The sequence below is a fragment of the Conchiformibius kuhniae DSM 17694 genome (assembly GCF_000428785.1).
Classification (GTDB): domain Bacteria; phylum Pseudomonadota; class Gammaproteobacteria; order Burkholderiales; family Neisseriaceae; genus Conchiformibius; species Conchiformibius kuhniae.
In genome coordinates, this window is the sequence record NZ_AUAP01000020.1 from 1 (window position 1) to 17,039 (window position 17,039).

A 17,039-nucleotide genomic window follows, 5' to 3' on the forward strand; every position below is an offset into this window, starting at 1 on the left:
GCCTTGTATCTGCCTGCGGTCGTGTCAAAGAAATACAACCCTGATATTGCCGCCCAATACGCCCGTCTGCTGCAAAGGCAAAAAACGCCGATGCAGGCATTGGGCGCGGCGATGCGTAAATTGGTACATATTTGCTTTGGCGTATTGAAGCATCAAACGGTTTATCAGTCCCGTCAGTTGGAAATTTCTGCTACGGGAGCTTGACTGGAAAGATGGTATCTACGCTTGCTTTAGTTTCACACAAAAATCATGCTGCAATAATCATGAAACTCTCTATTATTGTCGTTAATTTAATACAAGGGAGCTTACTTAAAATTGACTGCTTTGCAACGGTCGGCATTTCATATTTTGGATAAGCTATTAACTTGTAATTATTTTCTTTAAAATCAATATCATGGCTATACAATCCCTTATGAGCCATAACAATAAAAGATGATAAATAACGACTTTTTTCTTGTTCGTTATTAAAATATGGTAAATTATCTTCACAGACTTCAATTTCAATGGGATTGCTTTCTTGTTCATCAAAGTATGTGCATATTTCTTCCCAACCAAGTCTGTCGTTTACAACAGATTTTGGTAGTAAGTCAGTACCACCCGAAGCAAAATGTGCAATTTTTTGACCATCTCTTGCATACCAATCTAAATCATTGGATAAAATAAATCCAATGTCCAATATATTTAAATTCATTTTTCAACACCAAACATATTAGTACAATTATCGCAACGCTCTACAATCCTACCAGCAAGCGTAGGTTGGATTGAAGCGCAGCGCAAACCCAACGCTTCCCATCTTTAGGCTGCCTGAATCCCCCCTCAGGCAGGCTCGTTTCCTTTATTTGCTCGTTCCCGTCTGTACCATAGTTGATTAAAATCGCAACGATACGGCGTTGCCAACGCCCTTATGTACTATCCGCACGCGGCGGGCGTTGTCGCCTTTTGTCGTTTTTATTTTTATCAACTTAATACGGCGGCAGCAAACGCCGCAAACCGTGCGCCAACACCACCGCCATAAACACTACATTACGCAACAAGGTAACGATGCCGCCAAAGCACGGCGCGGGCTGCGGGGTGCAGGTTTCATCGGCGCGGACGGCTTGCGCCGCCAAACGCGCCAACCATGCGGGCGTGATAACGGGTTCGTACCAACGTCCGCCGATGCCGTCAAACAAGGCTTGTCCGTGCCGCACGCCCGCCACGCCGCCAAACAGGGCACACACGGTATCGGTGTCGCCGCCCTGACGGATTAAAGCGTCCATGCCGTCAAGCGGGGCATCGCGGTATTGCCGCCACGCCGCAAACACGGCGGGAACGGTTTGGTACACATAGCCGCTATTGCCGCGCTTCGGGTCGGGCGCATAATCGCGCAAACGGCGGCACAATTCGGCATCGTCCAATTCCGCGCAAACAAATGCCATGATTTCATCAACACTTTGATTGGGCGTACGGTGTTCCGCCCACGCCAGCAAGGCAATCGCCAACGCGCCTTGCACGGCTTTCGGGTCGGTGTGGGTCAGTTCGCTGCTGACGGCGCACCATTCGCGCAAACGCGCCACGTCCGCACACAACACGCCCAATACTGCCGCCCGCATCGCCGCGCCGTTGCCTGCCGAAAACGTCCCGCAACGGCGCACGCCGAAATACATTTTGACAATGCTTTTCAGCGTTGCCATGCCGATGCCTGCGGGCAAGGCCGCCAGCCAGCCCATCATGCGGCGGCGCAAGGCGCGGCGGAACGCTTCCGCATCGCCGGCGGCGCGGGCATACGCCTGCACCGTCATCACCGCGTGTTCGGTGTCGTCCGACACCATGCCGCCGCCCACCAACGGCAACAAGGCATAGCGGCGCGGGCGCAGCCATTTTGCCGCACGGCGCGGCGACAGTCCTTCATACGGCAGCGCGTAGGCATCGCCCGCCGCGCCGCCCAGCAATGCGCCGTAGAGGGCGCGTTCCGTAGCGTTCATCATTTTCTCCTATAGTTGAAATGATTTATTTTTCAGACAAGGCGGCGAGCCGCAGACAGTATGGTTAATACGGCAAGATGATAGTATGTTTGTCAATCCCCAAAATCATCAATCCGTTAAATTTTCTCCTGATAACGCGACCTGTCAAACGGCTTGCCGCTTTTATGGACGTAGAAACAAATCTTTGCCAGCTTCCGCATAATTGCCACGATAATAACCATTTTGGGCTTTCCTGCTCTGGTTAAATTGTCCACCAATGCAGGAAAATAATTGCGGTGGTATGCCACCAACGCAGGCAAATAAAAAGCTGCTTTAAGCCGCCTGTGTCCGTAATGTGCCAAGCCGCACTGTCGGTTTACACTTGTTCCTGATTGTTCAATTCGTGGGCTTAAACCTGCGAATGCGACAAATTCATTAGCATTGCGGAACCGCTTTAAGTTCAGGTAATGCAAAATAACGGGAGCGGTTTTTTCGCCAATGCCTGTAATGGTTTTTAAATTGTTGTATTGTTCACTCAATCCTTGCTGCTGCTGAATGCAAGTGCGTATTTCCCGCTCGGTGGCGGCTAACTGTTTTTGTAAAACATCAAGTACCGCCCGATGTGCCGCTAAAACAAATGTATCTTTTGCAGTATGCAGACGGTTTTGCTGCTGATTAATTTGCAGATTCAGTTGAGCAAATAGGGCAAGTAATTTGGCGAGCCTGTTTTGTTCATATGTGGGTGTTTCGTATTTCTGTATTTTGTCTGCATGACGGTAAGCATATTCGGCAATCAACACCGCATCTGCCCTATCCGTTTTGGTACGGGAAAACATGGCTTTGCCGTAATTCTTAATTTTCAGCGGATTGATAACAGACACACTATAATAAGCGGACAGATAGGCAGCAACCGCTTCATAATAAACCCCTGTTGCTTCCATTGCAATTAAAGGTTTTCTGATTTTGTGTGTTTTCAGCCATTCCCGCAGTTTGATAAAACCTGTACGGTTATTTTCAATTTGCAATACTCCTGTTTTCTCATGATGCTTGATGAAACAGTCTATAGTATGCTGAGATATATCCAATCCGATTACAGTCAAGGAGATTCTCCTTATATACAGCCTACCGATGGCGGCTCTGATGATAGTCAATCTTGATAAAGGATAAAGCCGCACGTTACATCTTGCCGACAGCTTGATAGCTCAGGCGAGTCCGCTAACTATGCGGCTTAATTCGTGTTTGTGTCCAAACCCGAATCCCAAAGCCATCTATAGATACAAATAGCTTTAAGTCTAAGGCTTTATCCACCTTTTAGCTTAAAAACAGCTAAAAACATTAACGCTGCTATTGTCAATGCTATCGACAAAGCAAAGTAACGTGCTTGTAATGCTGCTTTTGTCTCACGATACGGCAATGAAAATGCAATTAATGCCACAACAACAAAAAGTTGCCCCCATAAAAATAATATAAGGTGGAATATCAGTAACCATTAAGAACAACCCAAAAAACCCGCATCATACCCTTATAAAATACTTAAAGCAAACAGCAAGCATGGTTAGCAAGGTCGCTACTACAATAATGCTAATTACTTCATATTGCGGTTTTTTCCGTGCCAAATAACTGAATAGCAAATAGGCTGCCAAAAGTGCCAATCCTGCATATGCGGTCAAATACAAGCCTGCCCAGCCCGCATCAGCCGCCAATTTGCGGCTGACCATTTCCGTTGTGCTGTAATTCATTATTGAATGTCCTGTAAGCGTTTTGGGTAATCTTGCGATTTCGGCATTTGCGGCTCACCTGATAAGGTTATCACTTGCTGCTCCATCTGCTCCGCCGTTGCTTCCTGCTGCGGCTCTGCCTGTTGCGGTAGCTGCTGTTCCTGTGGCTCGCGGTAAGGGTCAAACGGCAAGCCGTTTTCAACATATTTCAAGCATTGGGCTTTGCTGATTTCCACCAGTGCGGTTGCTTGGTCGCTGTAGCAGGTACAGCCTGTTTTTCCGCCTTCAACACAAGCCACCACGCGCTCAAATGTTTTAACCTGCCGCACACCGTCATATAAGGGTTTGGATTCGGGCTTTTCAGGTATGGTCGGGGCAAACATTTCTGCAGTTAATGATTGTCCGGCAGGTGCATCAACCAGCCCGCCAACGTCATGGACGGTACCGCCCGCCGACATTGGCACTGATGCTGCTTGCTCTGATATTGCTTGCTCATCACCCATATATTTATTTTTCAAACGTGCAAATGTGTAATATCCAAAAACTGTTAAAACGGGCAAAAATAAAATCAAAAAAACTAAACTTTTAGGTATTCGGCGTTTGGGCTTGGTGTGAACTTCTGCGGATTTATAGTGTCCAAAAACCTGTTTGGGCAATTTGAACTGTCGTTCAATTGCTTTGGCAATATTCACAGAGCTGTCGGGCTGGTCTACGCATTCGTTCCATTCGTATAATTTCCTGCCAACAGCTTTAATGCTGATGTGAATGTGGCGTTGCACCAGTTTGCGGACAAACGGGTCAAGAAAGCTCGGGTGCTGCGTAATCAGGATAATGTCCAAACCGTGATGGCGGTGGGTTGCCAATGCTTCAATATAATGCGGCACTTTGCTGGCTGCCGAGCGTGTCCCCATTAACCGTTGCACTTCATCAATGACCACTAATGAACCATACGGCAAAAAATCCTGTAAAGGCTGCTCAAAAATTTGCTCATCATTTAATGGAGTGTGCTCCAAAAGTAATTCGTCAATACCGCTCACAAACAACGGACGTTTTTTCCTAACGCCGTCTTTATCGGTAAAATAGGTGTAGCTCTCATCGTTCATCAGCATGGCAACCACGCTGGCGGTTTTGCCGCTGCCCGGTACGCCCGTTTGCAGAATAATCACAATTGTTCCTTAAATCATCAAAAAACTTATTTTTTCAACACACCTGCCGCCAATTTGTTACCCGCAGCCAACGCGGCATTGAATGCAAATGCACCAAAAATAATCCCCAATGCTTGTCCGAGTCCTGCCATTAGCATCAAATTGTAAGCATCGGCAGGCACGCCGCTAAAGCTGTTTTGTATATAGCCTTTCAAGGCATCTAGTGATAAATCCAAACCTTTATAAATGACAAAAGAAACGCCCAAAGCCAACATCAACTTTGAGATGCCCCACACCAATAAGGACTGAAAAGCTTTTATTAAAATGTTCATGTCAATTCCTTAAGTAGAGTAATGCGCCATACGCTTCCGAACCGGAATCTTAAGCCCTTGTACTGCGTACAATGTCTTAAGCTCCCGTTTTGTCCGCTCTCCATCATTCCCGAAAGCAGGCTGGGTGCGAAAAAGGCGGTTTGCCGTACGCTTCCGAACCGGAAGCTTAAGCCCTTGTACTGCGTACAATGTCTTAAGCTCCCGTTTCGTCCGCTCTCCATCATTCCCGGAAGCGGGCTGGGTGCAAAATAAAGGTTTCTAAAACAATTAAGGGAACAGGTGGGAACCCGTTTCGCTGTGGTAATCCATCGGTCTGTTATCGGCTCTGCTTCTGGGCTTGCGGATTGGGCGTTGCAGGTACTTCCAAGTAAAGGGGGTATTCGTAAAGATTTTTGACAAAATCTTTACAAAGCTTCCCCCTTTACTTGGAAGTACCTGCAACGCTGTCCAACCGCGCCCCGAAGCGACGCCGATAACAGACCGATGGATTACAGGCTACGCCACAGCTACACTGGACGTTGCTTGCCTTATAGGGGCATTGAGCCCCTATAAGGCAAATGCCCCTCTCTCTGCCTCCTCCATCCCGATGGGGGGTGTATGCGTAGTGTGCAGGGAAAGTGCGGAATAAGGCGGTATGCTGCATGTTCATTCTTTTCTCGTGAAAATGATGTAGGCTGCCATCAGGTAGGCAAGTCCGACAATAATCATGCGGATTTTTTGGGCAAATTGGCACAGCCAGTTGTAGCTGATTGTGTAGGTGCGCCCCATAATGACAACGTGTTTGGGCGCCGGGCATTGTCCCGATGTCGGCATGAAGTTGTCGGGTTGGTAGGTCTTGTCGTTTTGGGTGGTGGGTATGTCAAAGGGCTGTTCGGCTTCATCAACTGTTCCCATTTGGGCGCATGCAAGTGTGTTGCGGTGTTCGCCGGCACAATCCAATCCGCCGCCGTCTCCTTTTTTGCCGCCGCCACTGCCACCCGAGCCGTTTCCCGAGCCTGAAGTGTTGCCGGTGTCTTGTCCGTTGCCTTTGGGCGGATTGGTGCCGTTTGGGGTGTTGTTGCCGGCTGCGACTGCTTCGGATTGTTTGTCGGGGCGGGGGGTGGTGGTTACGTTTACGGTGTTTCCGCCACCATTGTTGATACCCGTATTGCCGTTGCTGCCTGTTGACGGGTTGCCACCTGCCCCGTTTCCTGCTCCGCCCGATGATGGGGGTGGCAAATCGCTTTTTTTGCCGGGTGTGGCTGTGATGCGTACGTTGTCCTGCACGGCTTTGCCCGTTTTGGGGTCTAGATAAGGGGGACTGGATGCGGTCAAGGAACCGCCCGAGCCGTCTTTTTTGGCAACGGCGGCTTGCGGTTTAATGGCATTCCGCAGTTCTTTGCCTACTTGACCTTTATCGTTGATGTAGGGTGTAGGGTTTTTCTTGAAGTCTTTGGATACCAAGTTCACCACATCAACCATTTTGATGATTTCTTTATGGTTCTCTTTCAAAACTTTGACCGAAAAACCCGGTCCGATAAAATCTTCACCGTTCTCATCTGTTGCCAATGTCGTACACGTCAAGCTGTTGCCGTCTTTTAGCAGCTCCGCACTTTTTACCTTACCCGTTAATCCGTAGTTGTCATGATTATTATGGTCAATGCCTGTGTATGATGTGCCGACCAATTTTTTGCACATATCGTTTGCAATGCTTCTGGCATGTTCCGCACTGTTTGCACCAATCAATATTTGACGGTATTCGGGCGCACATTCTTTTTCATGACCGGGTTCACAATCTTTGGGATTTGTCTTGCCCCAATGACCTTTGATAACATAGGGGTATTCTTTGGCATAGGTTTGCCCTTGTTTGCCGGTTTGCGGATTGGTTACCTGCTCGGGTTTGTAGCCTTCTTCTTCGGCGGTTTTACAAAAACTCTGCGGAAAGCCGATTGTTTTAAAAAAACCTTCTTTACCACCAAAAAAGGCATCTATAAAACAAAAGTAAGTTGGCACTACATAAGCAACACTCTTACATAAATCGTTAGATAAGCAACGTGTAATAATTGGTGGCAATACATTGCGCGCCACCGTGCCGCCTACGCGAACAATCCACCCCACAGCAGCAGGAAGCCAAACCCGAACACGCTCACCGTCATTGACATTGGGACGATAAACAGGTCGCATCAACATTGCCCGATGCTGTTCAGGATTATAAGTTGCAACAATAGTGTAAGTACCTGCTACCCGCTCATAAGCATGAAACTCTGACGAATGCAGGGTTTTAAGCGGCATATTCTCTATCGTAAACTGCGTTGTCGCGTTATCGCTCTGCTCGTCAAAGTCCCATTGTCGGTTTTCAAACGTACTCGGCTCAAAGTTAAAAATCAGTCGCTGATTTTCAGCATCGGCAAAGATATAGTTTCCACCTGTGATTTGGGCAACGTTTTCGGCATGGCAGAGCGGCACAAACAACAAGACGGCGAGCAGGATTTTTTTCATCACAATCTCCACAACAGTACACATGCAACCATCAGCCAAAAACCGAAGCCCAAATAAAAATAAAAGTCCATCATGCAAATTTATCCAAGATGGTTTTGATATTGATAATTCCCCATAAAACAACAGCGACACTCAAAAATGCCAATCCGACTTGTGCGCCGTCTTTAAAGTTTTCGGCAGAGCTGCATTGGGGTAAACCGGCTGATACAGTCCGCCCGTTAAGTGTCCAACCGCCGTCAATGTGTTTGGGATTGCCGTTGTATTGCAATTGAACCAATCTGCCGTTTTGAATCACGGGTACAACTTGGCTGAAATAGGCGTTTTCGGCTGCGCCTTTTGTTGCATAACAAGTATTACCGACTTGATATCCCATTATTTCCATTTCCTGTAAGACTTGCCGCGATAATTGGACTTGTTGTAGCGGTTGCCAGATTTGTTGTTTTCGTAATATCGTGTGCGTGCTCTCATTTGGCGCATTCTATGCTTATGCTCAACCCGCCGCATGGCATGTGCTTGTAAAAAGAACTTGTGGCGTTGCTGTTGCATCTGATGACGTTCGGCAGCTTGTTGGCGGCGTTCTTCCATGTATTTTTGCCGTTCCGCCTGTTGTCTCTGCCGCTCCAGCAGCTTTTGAGCTTCTTTTTGTCTACGCTTTTCTTTTTTAAGAATACCCGCAACAAGTGTAATGCCGAATATAGCGATATAGGCAATCAGCACTAAATAGCCGATGGTCTTGATATCCGCAAATACGGTTTGTAATCCGTTTACAATATGGTCCATAAGAAAGCTCCCGCAATAAACGGACAAGAAAGTTACCTTCCCTGCCCGTCCGTATCTATTTGAGAACCCGGCGCATCAGCATCAGGGCAAAGATGGCAACAACAATGCCGAGTACAATACCACCCACCGACAAAGCATCTGTTTTGGCTTCACCAAGTGATTGTGTTACTTCTGCCGGTACGGCTGCATGAACAGCAGCCATCATTGACATCAAACCGCCACCAAAAGCAAGTTTGGTTTTGTTCATACGCGGGGCGTACTTTTTAGCAATATTCATGATTTTCATGATTCAGCTCCAAAAAATGTTAATCAAATGGGCGACTGGATAAGGGGCTTTCTGCGCCGCCGCCCTTAACGCAAAACGGTTATATCAATTCGGCTGTTGCAATTTGGGTGCGGGTTTGTCGTGTATCACGTCCAAACGGCTGACGACATTGATTTCATCATTGCCTTTCTTGGCTGCATACCATTCCACATCGACAGGAACGGGCAATTTGCCGCGCAGGTGTTCCAGTTTCTTGAAATCTTCATAAAGCCCGAATTCCAGTTCAAGCACATCAACGCCAAACTCTTTTTCCTGTTTGTCGTAAACGGGAATTTCAATTTGAATGCGGGTGTAGTCGTACTCAATGCCGTTATCGGTTACACCTTTATTGCATTTGACTTTACGCAAAAACGTTCTCATTACAGGTTTCCTTTGTTTCGCTACAACTTCATGTAGCAGGGTTGATAATTCTGTTCCATGCGGTACAACATGGCATCTTGTGCCAGTCGGTCAAAATAGCTCTGTCGCTTGTCGTCCTGCTCTTGACGATATAAGCCGTCCATATAATCTTTAACTGCCACATCAGGCTTGCCAAGCAGTTCGTGCAAATAGATAACATCTGCATGGTTGCAGTCGTAACGGTCAGCCATCAGCCGCTTGGGCAATTTTTTTTACCGCCTTTAAGCAGTTTGACGATTTCGTGGTCTGCCAACCCGTATGCTTCGAGGGCATTAACCGTACCTGATGCTTGCATGCTGGCGTAACGGACACAGTGTTCCAATCCGATTTCAATAAACTTTTTTGTGTACTCAACTTTTTTAGGAGTATGGGTATATTCGGCAAACAATGCCGCCAATGCGGGATATGCACCCGTCAGGTACTCGCCCGGATAGAGCAGGATTTCATGTGGAATAATGATTTCACGGTTACGGAGCTGCAATTCCACCCGTACCCATGGGCTTGTGTAATCGCCCTGTTCACAACCTTTTTCATATACCCGCAAAAGCCGTGAGCTTTGCGGTGTGCCGACATAAAAGGTTTTGCCTGTGCGTTGGTCGTCCAACCAGTCGTAACCGTGTTTGCGTGCTCTCGGTCGGCGGTTATTGGCGGTATAACCACCACCCAGCCAGTCTTGATAGGCTTGGTCGGGGGTATAGCCGCCGTCTAAAAAATCGTGAGCAAGGTCGCAACGGGTAATCGTGGCATACGGTGCAAATGCACCCAGCCAGTTATACAAACGGGTTTCCCAACCGTCTTTAGCGGCAGTCAAACCATCGCCGTAAAAGTAAATCATGACACTGCCTTTTTGGTTGGTACCGCCAAAGGCGACAACCCCGTAAGTGGCATTGTCCGTACCCATACGGTAGGAATGCTTGTAACCATTGATGCCATTGCGTTCTTCATAAATGCCAAAGCCCATCAGAGTATGTATGGTTTGCGAAATGATTTTGGCAAGTTCGGCTTTGGTTTCATCTGTATGGGTTTTGACTTCTTGGGCAAATACGTCCTCGCGCATGGTTAAGGTTAAAGTGTCAATATGTGCTGCTGTACCAACACCCCGTCTTAACGGAATGCGTTTGACTTTGCCGCGTACCATAACGGTATGGCTGTAAGATTGACTGACCTGACCCGCGCAATCCGTTCCCCCCGTGTTACTAGCGGGGGCGGGCTGCGCGCCCGCACAAACTGCCGCCGCTTCGCGGCTGTCTGTTTGTGCGTCCGCTACGCCCTGCTCCTGCAATTGACGGACGCGGCGAACCGCATCGCGGCGGCGGCTGTAATCGTGGATATGGCAACCGTCTATGTAGAGCGCGTATTTGCCGCTCTCGGTTTTTACAATTTCATAACCCATCATACAGTCCTTTATTCTTGTCTTGCCAAATTGCATAGGCGTGTTCTTCATCAAGCGCGCGAACAATCACAAAATCATCACTCATAAATGAAAACGGCTCTTCTTCTACATCTTGCACCGTTCCATCTGCGAATACGCGATATTCACTCATGATTTGGTCTTCTAACCAACGCTGCTCAAAACTCAAATTCTCATCAATGGGATTCAGAACTTGTTCAGAAATTTCAGACATAACTAAAGCCCCTAAATTTAGTTAAATAAAGGGGCTTTAGAAAAATCAGATTGTTTTACAGCCCCTTAAACTTTGGGCTATCATATAAGGCGAGCCAACGCCGTATGGAAAATAAAGAATTTTAACTATAAAAAACATAATTTTATTTCAATCTGTGATAGCCGTGCAAATCCCATTGCCCGTAACGCAAAAAATGCGCCGTTTGCGCCGCCGCTTCCCTGTCCAACAGCAAACCCGTATGGCTGCACGGCAGATGCAAAGGCAGGCTGCCTGAAAGCGCGGTTTCCGCCACCGCCACCGTGCCGTCATTCGGCTGCGCCAACACGCCGAGCCACCGCCCCGCGCCCCAGCCCGCCGTTCCCGCGATATTGCCCCACGCCCGTGCACGCGGCGGCACGCGTCCGTCCAAGCCCCAATCCCACGCCCGTCCCACCAATGCCGGACAATACCGCCGCACCGCCGCCGCAGTCGCGCTGCCGCCGTGCGGCGTGCCGAGCGTAACCACCCGCGCTCCGTCCGTCAAATCGGGATAAATCTCCGCCAAATGCCGCAACACCAGCCCGCCCAAGCTGTGCGCGACAAAATGGCAGGGCGCGAGTTGGTGCCGCAGCAGCCGTTGCGCCAAAGCGCGGGCGTGTTCGCGCGGATTGGCGCGGGTGGTGGCGTAACGGAAATACACGGGCGTAAAACCCTGTTTTTCCAAAAGTTTGCCGAGCGGACGCATCGCCCAATCGTTCATCAGCAAGCCGTGCAGCAAAATCACGTTCACGCGCCGCGCTCCAACACCGCTTTCACCGGCGCGAAACTGCGGCGGTGTTCGGGCAATGCGCCGTGTTCGCGCAAAGCCGCCAAATGCGCCGCCGTGCCGTAGCCCTTGTGCCGTTCAAAACCGTAGTGCGGGAAACGTTCCGCCAGCGCATACATTTCCGCGTCCCGCGCCGTTTTTGCCAACACCGAAGCGGCGGCAATTTGGACAATACGCGCATCGCCGCCCACCACCGCTTCGGCGGCGCACGGCAGCGCATCGGGAATGCGGTTGCCGTCCACCCACACCTTTTCAGGCAGCCTGCCCAAGCCCGACACCGCACGGCGCATTGCCAACATCGTGGCGTGCAGAATGTTCAGCGTATCGATTTCGTCCACATTCGCCGATGCCACGCACCACGCGGCGGCACAACGCTTGATTTCGGCGGCGAAACGGTCGCGGCGGGCTTCGGAAAGTTTTTTGGAATCGGTCAAGCCCGCCAGTGCAAAATCGGGCGGCAGCATCACGGCGGCAGCAAACACGCTGCCCGCCAAACAGCCGCGACCGGCTTCGTCCACGCCCGCATCGTGCCACGCCACTGCCTGCAAAATTGCGCCCATCGTCTTTTCTCCGCAAAATTTTCCATTGTAGCGCAAACGGGGCAAAACCGCCGCAGATATAGAAAAACTATCCACAGAACCTGTGGATAAGTCGTCTGAAAGGCATACTTAATCCCATGATTTTCATTGTAAAAACCTTTGTTGCTTAAAAAATAGGCAATCTAATATTTTCGGGCGGAAATGATGGGTTTGCAACCATCTGCACGGGTGCGCCCGTGTTTTTACAAGAATTTGTTTTTGCAAAAATAATGGAGAAAATTCAAAAACCGCCACAAATGCGGATAAAGAAAAAATGGCAATTTGCAAGGCTGTGGAAAAATCAAAACTATCCACAGGAATTGTGGATAAGTCCTGTGGATAAGTGGGTTAGAAAGTTGATTTTAAAAGGTGCGGGCTTGGTTGCTTAAAAAATAGGCAGTTTATAGCACGCGCTGCCGTTGTATAATGTCGTTTTTTTGCGTCAGATATAGATTTTTCGGGAGGGACGATGGACGAACGGGAGCGTTATGCGTGGTTGCAATTGGCATTGACGCCGTATGTGGGGGCGGAAAGTTTTTTGCGGCTGTTGCGCCATTACGGCTCGGCGTCGGCGGCGCTGGGGGCGGATGCGGACGAGGTGGCGCGGCTGGCGTGCAACGGCAAACAGGCGGCGAAGGGGTGGGCGCAGACCGATAAGGCGCGCGCCGCCGCCGATGCCGCGCTGGAATGGGCGCGGCAGTCGGGCTGCCGTTTGCTGTTGTTGTGCGATGACGATTATCCGCCTTTGCTCGGCGAGGGGCTGACGCCGCCGCCGTTGTTGTTTGTGCGCGGCGATGCGGGTTTGTTGGCGCGTCCGGCGGTGGCGGTGGTGGGCAGCCGTCATGCCACGCCGCAGGCGGTACGCATTGCGGGCGAGTTTGCCCAAGCCTTGAGCGGACGGGGCATTACGGTGGTGTCGGGCATGGCTTCGGGCATTGATGCGGCGGCGCACGGCGGGGCGTTGGACGGCATCGGGCGCACGGTGGCGGTGTGGGGGACGGGCATCGACCGCGTGTATCCGCCCGCCAACCGCGCTTTGGCGCACCAAATTGCCGAACGGGGGGCGGTTGTGTCGGAATTTCCTTTGGGGACGAAGCCTGTGGCGGGCAATTTTCCGCGCCGCAACCGCATTATTGCGGCGTTGGCGCGGGCGGTGCTGGTGGTGGAAGCGGCGTTGGCGAGCGGTTCGCTGATTACGGCGCGTTTGGCGGCGGAAATGGGGCGGGAGGTGATGGCGGTACCCGGCTCGATTGACAATCCGCACAGCAAGGGCTGTCATCAGTTGATTAAGCAGGGGGCGAAGCTGACGGAAACCATTGACGACATCGTGCAGGAATGCCCCGCGCTGTCGGCGGCTGCCCCGCCCGTGCGTGCCGCGCCGCCGCCGCAACAACGCCCTGCCGAACCGCACGGCCCGCTGCTCGCCGCTTTGGGCTACGACCCTTTCCACCCCGATGCGCTGGCGGAACGTTTGGGCATGGCCGCCGATGAGGTGTACGCGCAATTGCTGGAGCTGGAGTTGTCGGGGCGGATTGCGGCGTTGTCGGGCGGGCGTTTTCAGCGCGTGTGAGCCTTGTCGTCCTGTTCGCACAAGGCGGCAACGCAGTTTTGCAGGGGGGCGAACAGGTTTTCGGTCAGGTGGCGGAATGCGGGCAAACGGTAGGGCGGTTCGGCTTCGGGGTCGCGCCCGTACACCAAGCGCACTTCGGGGTAATCGGCTTGGGCGAAGCCGTGATAGCCGCCGTGATAGATTTTGGCGGCTTCGGCTTCGGCTGCCGCCCAGTCGGGCAGCTTGGCGGCGGCGCGAAGGCTCATGCGCGGGAAAAACGGCAAAGGCGCGTTTTGCCCCGCACGGTAGGCAGACAGCCACACGTCCAAAGCGGCGCGGGCGGCGGCGGCATCGAGCGGCGGCAGGGCGACGGGCGCAGACAGGCTCACATAATGGCTGGCCTGCGCTTCATCCACCGCCGCACAATAAATCAGGTGGTACAGCAGCAGCTCGATGCGGTCGGCAAACGACAGCCCCCCGTCTTGACGGTGCGGACGGGGCAAATCGTCGGCGGTCAGGATTTGTCCGGCTTGGCGGCAGTGCGGCAGACGGTATGCCAACGCGCCCGATGCGCCCGTCCACACCCCGCTTTGCTCGGGCAGGGGCGGGCTGTGCAGCAAAGTGCCGTCCAAAGCGGCGGTGCGGACGGCGTAGTCGCGGCGGGTCAGCTCGCCCAATTTGCCCGCAGGCATCAGGCTTTGCGCCGCCAATTCATCGGCAAGCCGGTCAAAATCGCGACCCTGCTCGCGGGCGCGGACGTAGGCGCTTTCCAGCAGGCGCGGTTGGGACGGCACAAACGGCTCGGCAGCGTCCCACGCCGCATCGTGGCGCGGCGCTTGCCAGTCCAAACGGTTTTTCAGATAACTGCGGAGCGGATTGCGCCAAAAACGCACGAAATCGGCTTGGGCAACCGTGCCGTTGTCGGGTGTTTCACCGTCGTGGCAGGCATCGGCAAAGGCGGCGGCGGGCGCGGGCGTGCGGTTCAGGGCGTCGGCATAATCGCTGCGGCTGCCCGCCAAGCGCGGCGTGCCGTTGAAATAACGCGGCGAAAAGCCTTGCAAAGGGTGTTGCACCACCCAGTGCGGCAACAGCTCCGCCGTTGTGGTTCCGCCCAGTGCCGCCACCGTGTCTGCCAGCTCGTAGAGCAGCACGGACGGCGCCAGCGCGTCGTTGGTGCGGATGCTGCGCCCCACATACGACAGATACAAAATCTCCCGCGCCCCGAGCAGGGCTTCCAAAAACAGGTAGCGGTCGTCATCGCGGCGGGCGCGGTCGCCTTTTTGCGGGTGCTTGGCAATCAGGTCAAACGGTACGGCTTTGGTGTTGCGCGGAAACTGACCGTCGTTCAAACCGAGCAGGCACACCGCTTTAAACGGCAGCGAACGCATCGGCACCATGCTGCAAAAGGTGATGCCGCCGCGCAAAAAGCCCGCATCGCTTTGGCTGCCGAGAAAACGGCGCATGTGGGCGCATGCCGTTTCAATCGCCACCGTTTGCCCGAAGTCCGCGCACGCCGCTTGTGCCGTCCAGTCGGAAAGCGCCTGTGCCAACTGCGCCGCCGCGTCGCCGTCTTCGGCAGACGCTTCGCACAAATCTTGTGCCAACACGCGCATGCGTTCCGCCCATTGCGCCACCGTTGCCGGCGTTTGCCACAAGCGGCGCGTGTCGGACAACAGGCGCACCAGCGCGGCAAAACGCGCCAGCACCGCCGTGTGGTCGGGTGCGGTGTGCCACGCGCTCATCTGATGCCACAAGCCGCCGTTTTCGGGCAAAGCCCAGCCCAACACCAGCCGCTCCAGCCCCTGCTGCCATGTGAACAGCCCGCCGCCGCCGCCGTGTTCGGCACGCTGTGCCGCGTCCGCGCCCCAGTGGATGTTCAAACGCGCCACCGTGTCGTGCAGCAGGGGCAGGTCTTCGCGCCCGATGGCAAAACGCCGTTGCACCGCTTCGTTGTCCAAAAGCGGCAGCAGCTTGTCGGTTTCAAAACGCCCCGCCAACAGCGACAATGCCTGTTCCAAAGCATACAGCAGCGTTTGCCGCCGCGACAGGCGCACGTCCGAGAGCGAATACGGCAGCACGCGCCCGTCCGCACTGCCGCCGAACACCCCTTCCACAAACGGCGCATACGGCGCAATGTCGGGCGTGAGGACGGCGATGTCGTGTGGCTGCCAGTCGCGGTGCGCGTCCAGCCACGCCAAAATGCGGTCTTTGAGTATCTGCAACTCGCGCAACGGGCTGTGGGCGCTGTGGATTTCCACGCTCGGGTCGGCAGTGATTTGCGCCACCGCGCCTTGTGCGTGCGTGCCCCTTTGCGCCAACCACGCCCCGTGTTCCGCCAGCCACTGCGCCGAAGCATCGGCGGGCAAAATCTGCTGCTGAATGTGGTGTTGCAGCGTGTGCAGCAGCGCGGGCGATGCCGCTTCATCGTCAAACACGGCATGGTCTGCCGCCAACGGCGCTTCTGCCAGCGCGTCAAAAAAATCCCGCCCCTGCTTGCCCAAGGATGCCAGCAAGGGGTGTCCCTGCCGCGACAAATCCGGCTCGCCCGCCTGCCGCAAAATCGTTTGCGCTTCCACCGCATCGCCCCAATAGCCCCTGCTCGGATTCAGGGCAAACACATACACATCGGCGTGTTCGGCAACGTGCAGCAGCAATTGCAGGTACATCGGCGCAAGCGTGGCGATGCCGAACACCGACAAACGTTGCGGCAAACGTCCCGTTCCCAAACGCGCCAGCAGTTGCTGCCACAGCAACACGCGGTGCGGCTGCGTGCCGTCGTCCAACTGCCGCCAAAGCTGCGCCTGCCAAAGCTGGTCTTCGTGCAAACCCGCCACCGTGCGCCCTTCGCGCCATGCCTCAATCCAATCGGGACGGTACACCAAATAATGGTCGAACACGTCGGCAAGCTGCCCCGCCAACTGGTACGCCGCAAACGCGCCGTTGCCCAAATACGGCTGCAACTGCCCGCGCAAAGCCGCAAACGCCGCATCTTCGGCAAACGCCGCCGAAGCAAACAGGCGCATCAGCCGCCAACGCAGCACGTCGGGCGCAAACGGGCTCAATTCGGGCACGCCGTCCAAGTGTTCGCGCATCAGCCGCCACGTCCAGCCTGCGGGCAGGGCGAAGCGCAGATTCGCTGCCACACCGTGTTTGCGTGCCAAAAAATGCTCGAGATAACGGCGCATGCCCTGACTTTGCACCACGATTTCTTCCGCCGCCAAAGGGTTGTGCAAAGGGTCGTTTGCGGTAACCGCCGCCATCAGCTCGGCAAGGTATTCCAAACGGTTGGACTGATACAGGTGCAGCATGGCGCTTTTCCAAACAAGTGCAAACCGCGCATTATAATCCCGCCGCGTGCCGTT

General features: G+C 53.1%; 19 protein-coding genes and 1 pseudogene. 3 read left to right on the plus strand and 17 right to left on the minus strand.

The genetic code is table 11. The features are described from left to right. Nucleotides 1-204, plus strand: a pseudogene (locus tag G392_RS13920) (hypothetical protein); the annotation flags it as partial. A gap of 43 nt (nucleotides 205-247) precedes the next feature. Here the strand turns inward: G392_RS13920 and G392_RS13620 are convergent. From G392_RS13620 to rnhB, 16 genes are all read right to left on the minus strand, one after another. Next, nucleotides 248-691 carry a hypothetical protein gene (locus tag G392_RS13620; RefSeq protein ID WP_156900840.1) on the minus strand — a complete coding sequence of 148 codons (444 nt, stop codon included), beginning with the start codon at nucleotides 689-691 and terminating at the stop codon, nucleotides 248-250. A gap of 271 nt (nucleotides 692-962) precedes the next feature. Next, on the minus strand, nucleotides 963-1,967 hold the full coding sequence (locus tag G392_RS0106895; RefSeq protein WP_245571942.1) for an ADP-ribosylglycohydrolase family protein: 1,005 nt from the start codon (nucleotides 1,965-1,967) through the stop codon (nucleotides 963-965). 113 nt (nucleotides 1,968-2,080) lie between these two features. Next, nucleotides 2,081-3,043, minus strand: a complete 963-nt coding sequence (locus tag G392_RS0106900; protein ID WP_027009660.1) for an IS110 family RNA-guided transposase — start codon at nucleotides 3,041-3,043, stop codon at nucleotides 2,081-2,083. A 414-nt stretch (nucleotides 3,044-3,457) separates the two neighbouring features. Then, nucleotides 3,458-3,682 carry a hypothetical protein gene (locus tag G392_RS0106905; protein ID WP_027009661.1) on the minus strand — a complete coding sequence of 75 codons (225 nt, stop codon included), beginning with the start codon at nucleotides 3,680-3,682 and terminating at the stop codon, nucleotides 3,458-3,460. Then, nucleotides 3,682-4,827, minus strand: a complete 1,146-nt coding sequence (locus G392_RS12370; RefSeq protein ID WP_051255625.1) for a zonular occludens toxin family protein — start codon at nucleotides 4,825-4,827, stop codon at nucleotides 3,682-3,684. Before G392_RS12370 ends, G392_RS0106905 begins: the two co-directional genes overlap by 1 nt. Nucleotides 4,828-4,853: 26 nt before the next feature. After that, the gene (locus G392_RS0106915; RefSeq protein ID WP_027009662.1) at nucleotides 4,854-5,138 is read right to left on the minus strand and encodes a DUF2523 domain-containing protein; all 285 of its coding nucleotides are present in this window, start codon (nucleotides 5,136-5,138) and stop codon (nucleotides 4,854-4,856) included. A gap of 645 nt (nucleotides 5,139-5,783) precedes the next feature. Continuing rightward, nucleotides 5,784-7,616 carry an IgG-binding virulence factor TspB family protein gene (locus G392_RS13055; protein WP_169718746.1) on the minus strand — a complete coding sequence of 611 codons (1,833 nt, stop codon included), beginning with the start codon at nucleotides 7,614-7,616 and terminating at the stop codon, nucleotides 5,784-5,786. 70 nt (nucleotides 7,617-7,686) lie between these two features. Further along, the gene (locus tag G392_RS0106935; protein ID WP_027009666.1) at nucleotides 7,687-7,989 is read right to left on the minus strand and encodes a hypothetical protein; all 303 of its coding nucleotides are present in this window, start codon (nucleotides 7,987-7,989) and stop codon (nucleotides 7,687-7,689) included. Continuing rightward, nucleotides 7,989-8,396 carry a hypothetical protein gene (locus G392_RS0106940; protein ID WP_027009667.1) on the minus strand — a complete coding sequence of 136 codons (408 nt, stop codon included), beginning with the start codon at nucleotides 8,394-8,396 and terminating at the stop codon, nucleotides 7,989-7,991. Before G392_RS0106940 ends, G392_RS0106935 begins: the two co-directional genes overlap by 1 nt. A gap of 55 nt (nucleotides 8,397-8,451) precedes the next feature. Further along, nucleotides 8,452-8,682 (minus strand): major capsid protein, encoded by a 231-nt coding sequence (locus G392_RS0106945; RefSeq protein ID WP_027009668.1) that lies wholly within the window; start codon nucleotides 8,680-8,682, stop codon nucleotides 8,452-8,454. A gap of 84 nt (nucleotides 8,683-8,766) precedes the next feature. Continuing rightward, nucleotides 8,767-9,081: a hypothetical protein gene (locus tag G392_RS0106950; RefSeq protein ID WP_027009669.1), complete on the minus strand. Its 315-nt coding sequence runs from the start codon at nucleotides 9,079-9,081 to the stop codon at nucleotides 8,767-8,769. Nucleotides 9,082-9,101: 20 nt separating this feature from the next. Beyond that, complete coding sequence (locus G392_RS14200; RefSeq protein WP_245571943.1) at nucleotides 9,102-9,311, minus strand: hypothetical protein; 210 nt, start codon at nucleotides 9,309-9,311, stop codon at nucleotides 9,102-9,104. Then, nucleotides 9,311-10,549 carry a replication initiation factor domain-containing protein gene (locus G392_RS12380; protein WP_245571944.1) on the minus strand — a complete coding sequence of 413 codons (1,239 nt, stop codon included), beginning with the start codon at nucleotides 10,547-10,549 and terminating at the stop codon, nucleotides 9,311-9,313. The genes G392_RS14200 and G392_RS12380 overlap by 1 nt, the downstream gene beginning before the upstream one ends. Beyond that, entirely contained in the window at nucleotides 10,503-10,745 is a 243-nt protein-coding gene (locus G392_RS0106960; protein WP_027009670.1) for a hypothetical protein, read from the minus strand. The genes G392_RS12380 and G392_RS0106960 overlap by 47 nt, the downstream gene beginning before the upstream one ends. A 142-nt stretch (nucleotides 10,746-10,887) precedes the next feature. After that, nucleotides 10,888-11,514 carry an esterase/lipase family protein gene (locus G392_RS0106965; RefSeq protein ID WP_034334674.1) on the minus strand — a complete coding sequence of 209 codons (627 nt, stop codon included), beginning with the start codon at nucleotides 11,512-11,514 and terminating at the stop codon, nucleotides 10,888-10,890. Next, complete coding sequence (rnhB, locus tag G392_RS0106970; RefSeq protein ID WP_051255626.1) at nucleotides 11,511-12,110, minus strand: ribonuclease HII; 600 nt, start codon at nucleotides 12,108-12,110, stop codon at nucleotides 11,511-11,513. The genes G392_RS0106965 and rnhB overlap by 4 nt, the downstream gene beginning before the upstream one ends. Before the next feature lie 215 nt (nucleotides 12,111-12,325). On the opposite strand from rnhB, the gene G392_RS13625 reads away from it, so the two are divergent. Continuing rightward, nucleotides 12,326-12,517, plus strand: coding sequence for a hypothetical protein (locus tag G392_RS13625; RefSeq protein ID WP_156900841.1), 192 nt, complete (start codon nucleotides 12,326-12,328; stop codon nucleotides 12,515-12,517). An 80-nt stretch (nucleotides 12,518-12,597) separates the two neighbouring features. Beyond that, a complete protein-coding gene (gene dprA / locus G392_RS0106980) occupies nucleotides 12,598-13,698 on the plus strand; it encodes a DNA-processing protein DprA (RefSeq protein WP_027009673.1) in 1,101 nt (366 codons plus the stop codon). On the opposite strand, the gene recC is transcribed toward dprA, so the two are convergent. Next, a complete protein-coding gene (gene recC, locus G392_RS0106985) occupies nucleotides 13,686-16,985 on the minus strand; it encodes an exodeoxyribonuclease V subunit gamma (protein WP_027009674.1) in 3,300 nt (1,099 codons plus the stop codon). The genes dprA and recC overlap by 13 nt on opposite strands. Nucleotides 16,986-17,039 lie beyond the last annotated feature (54 nt).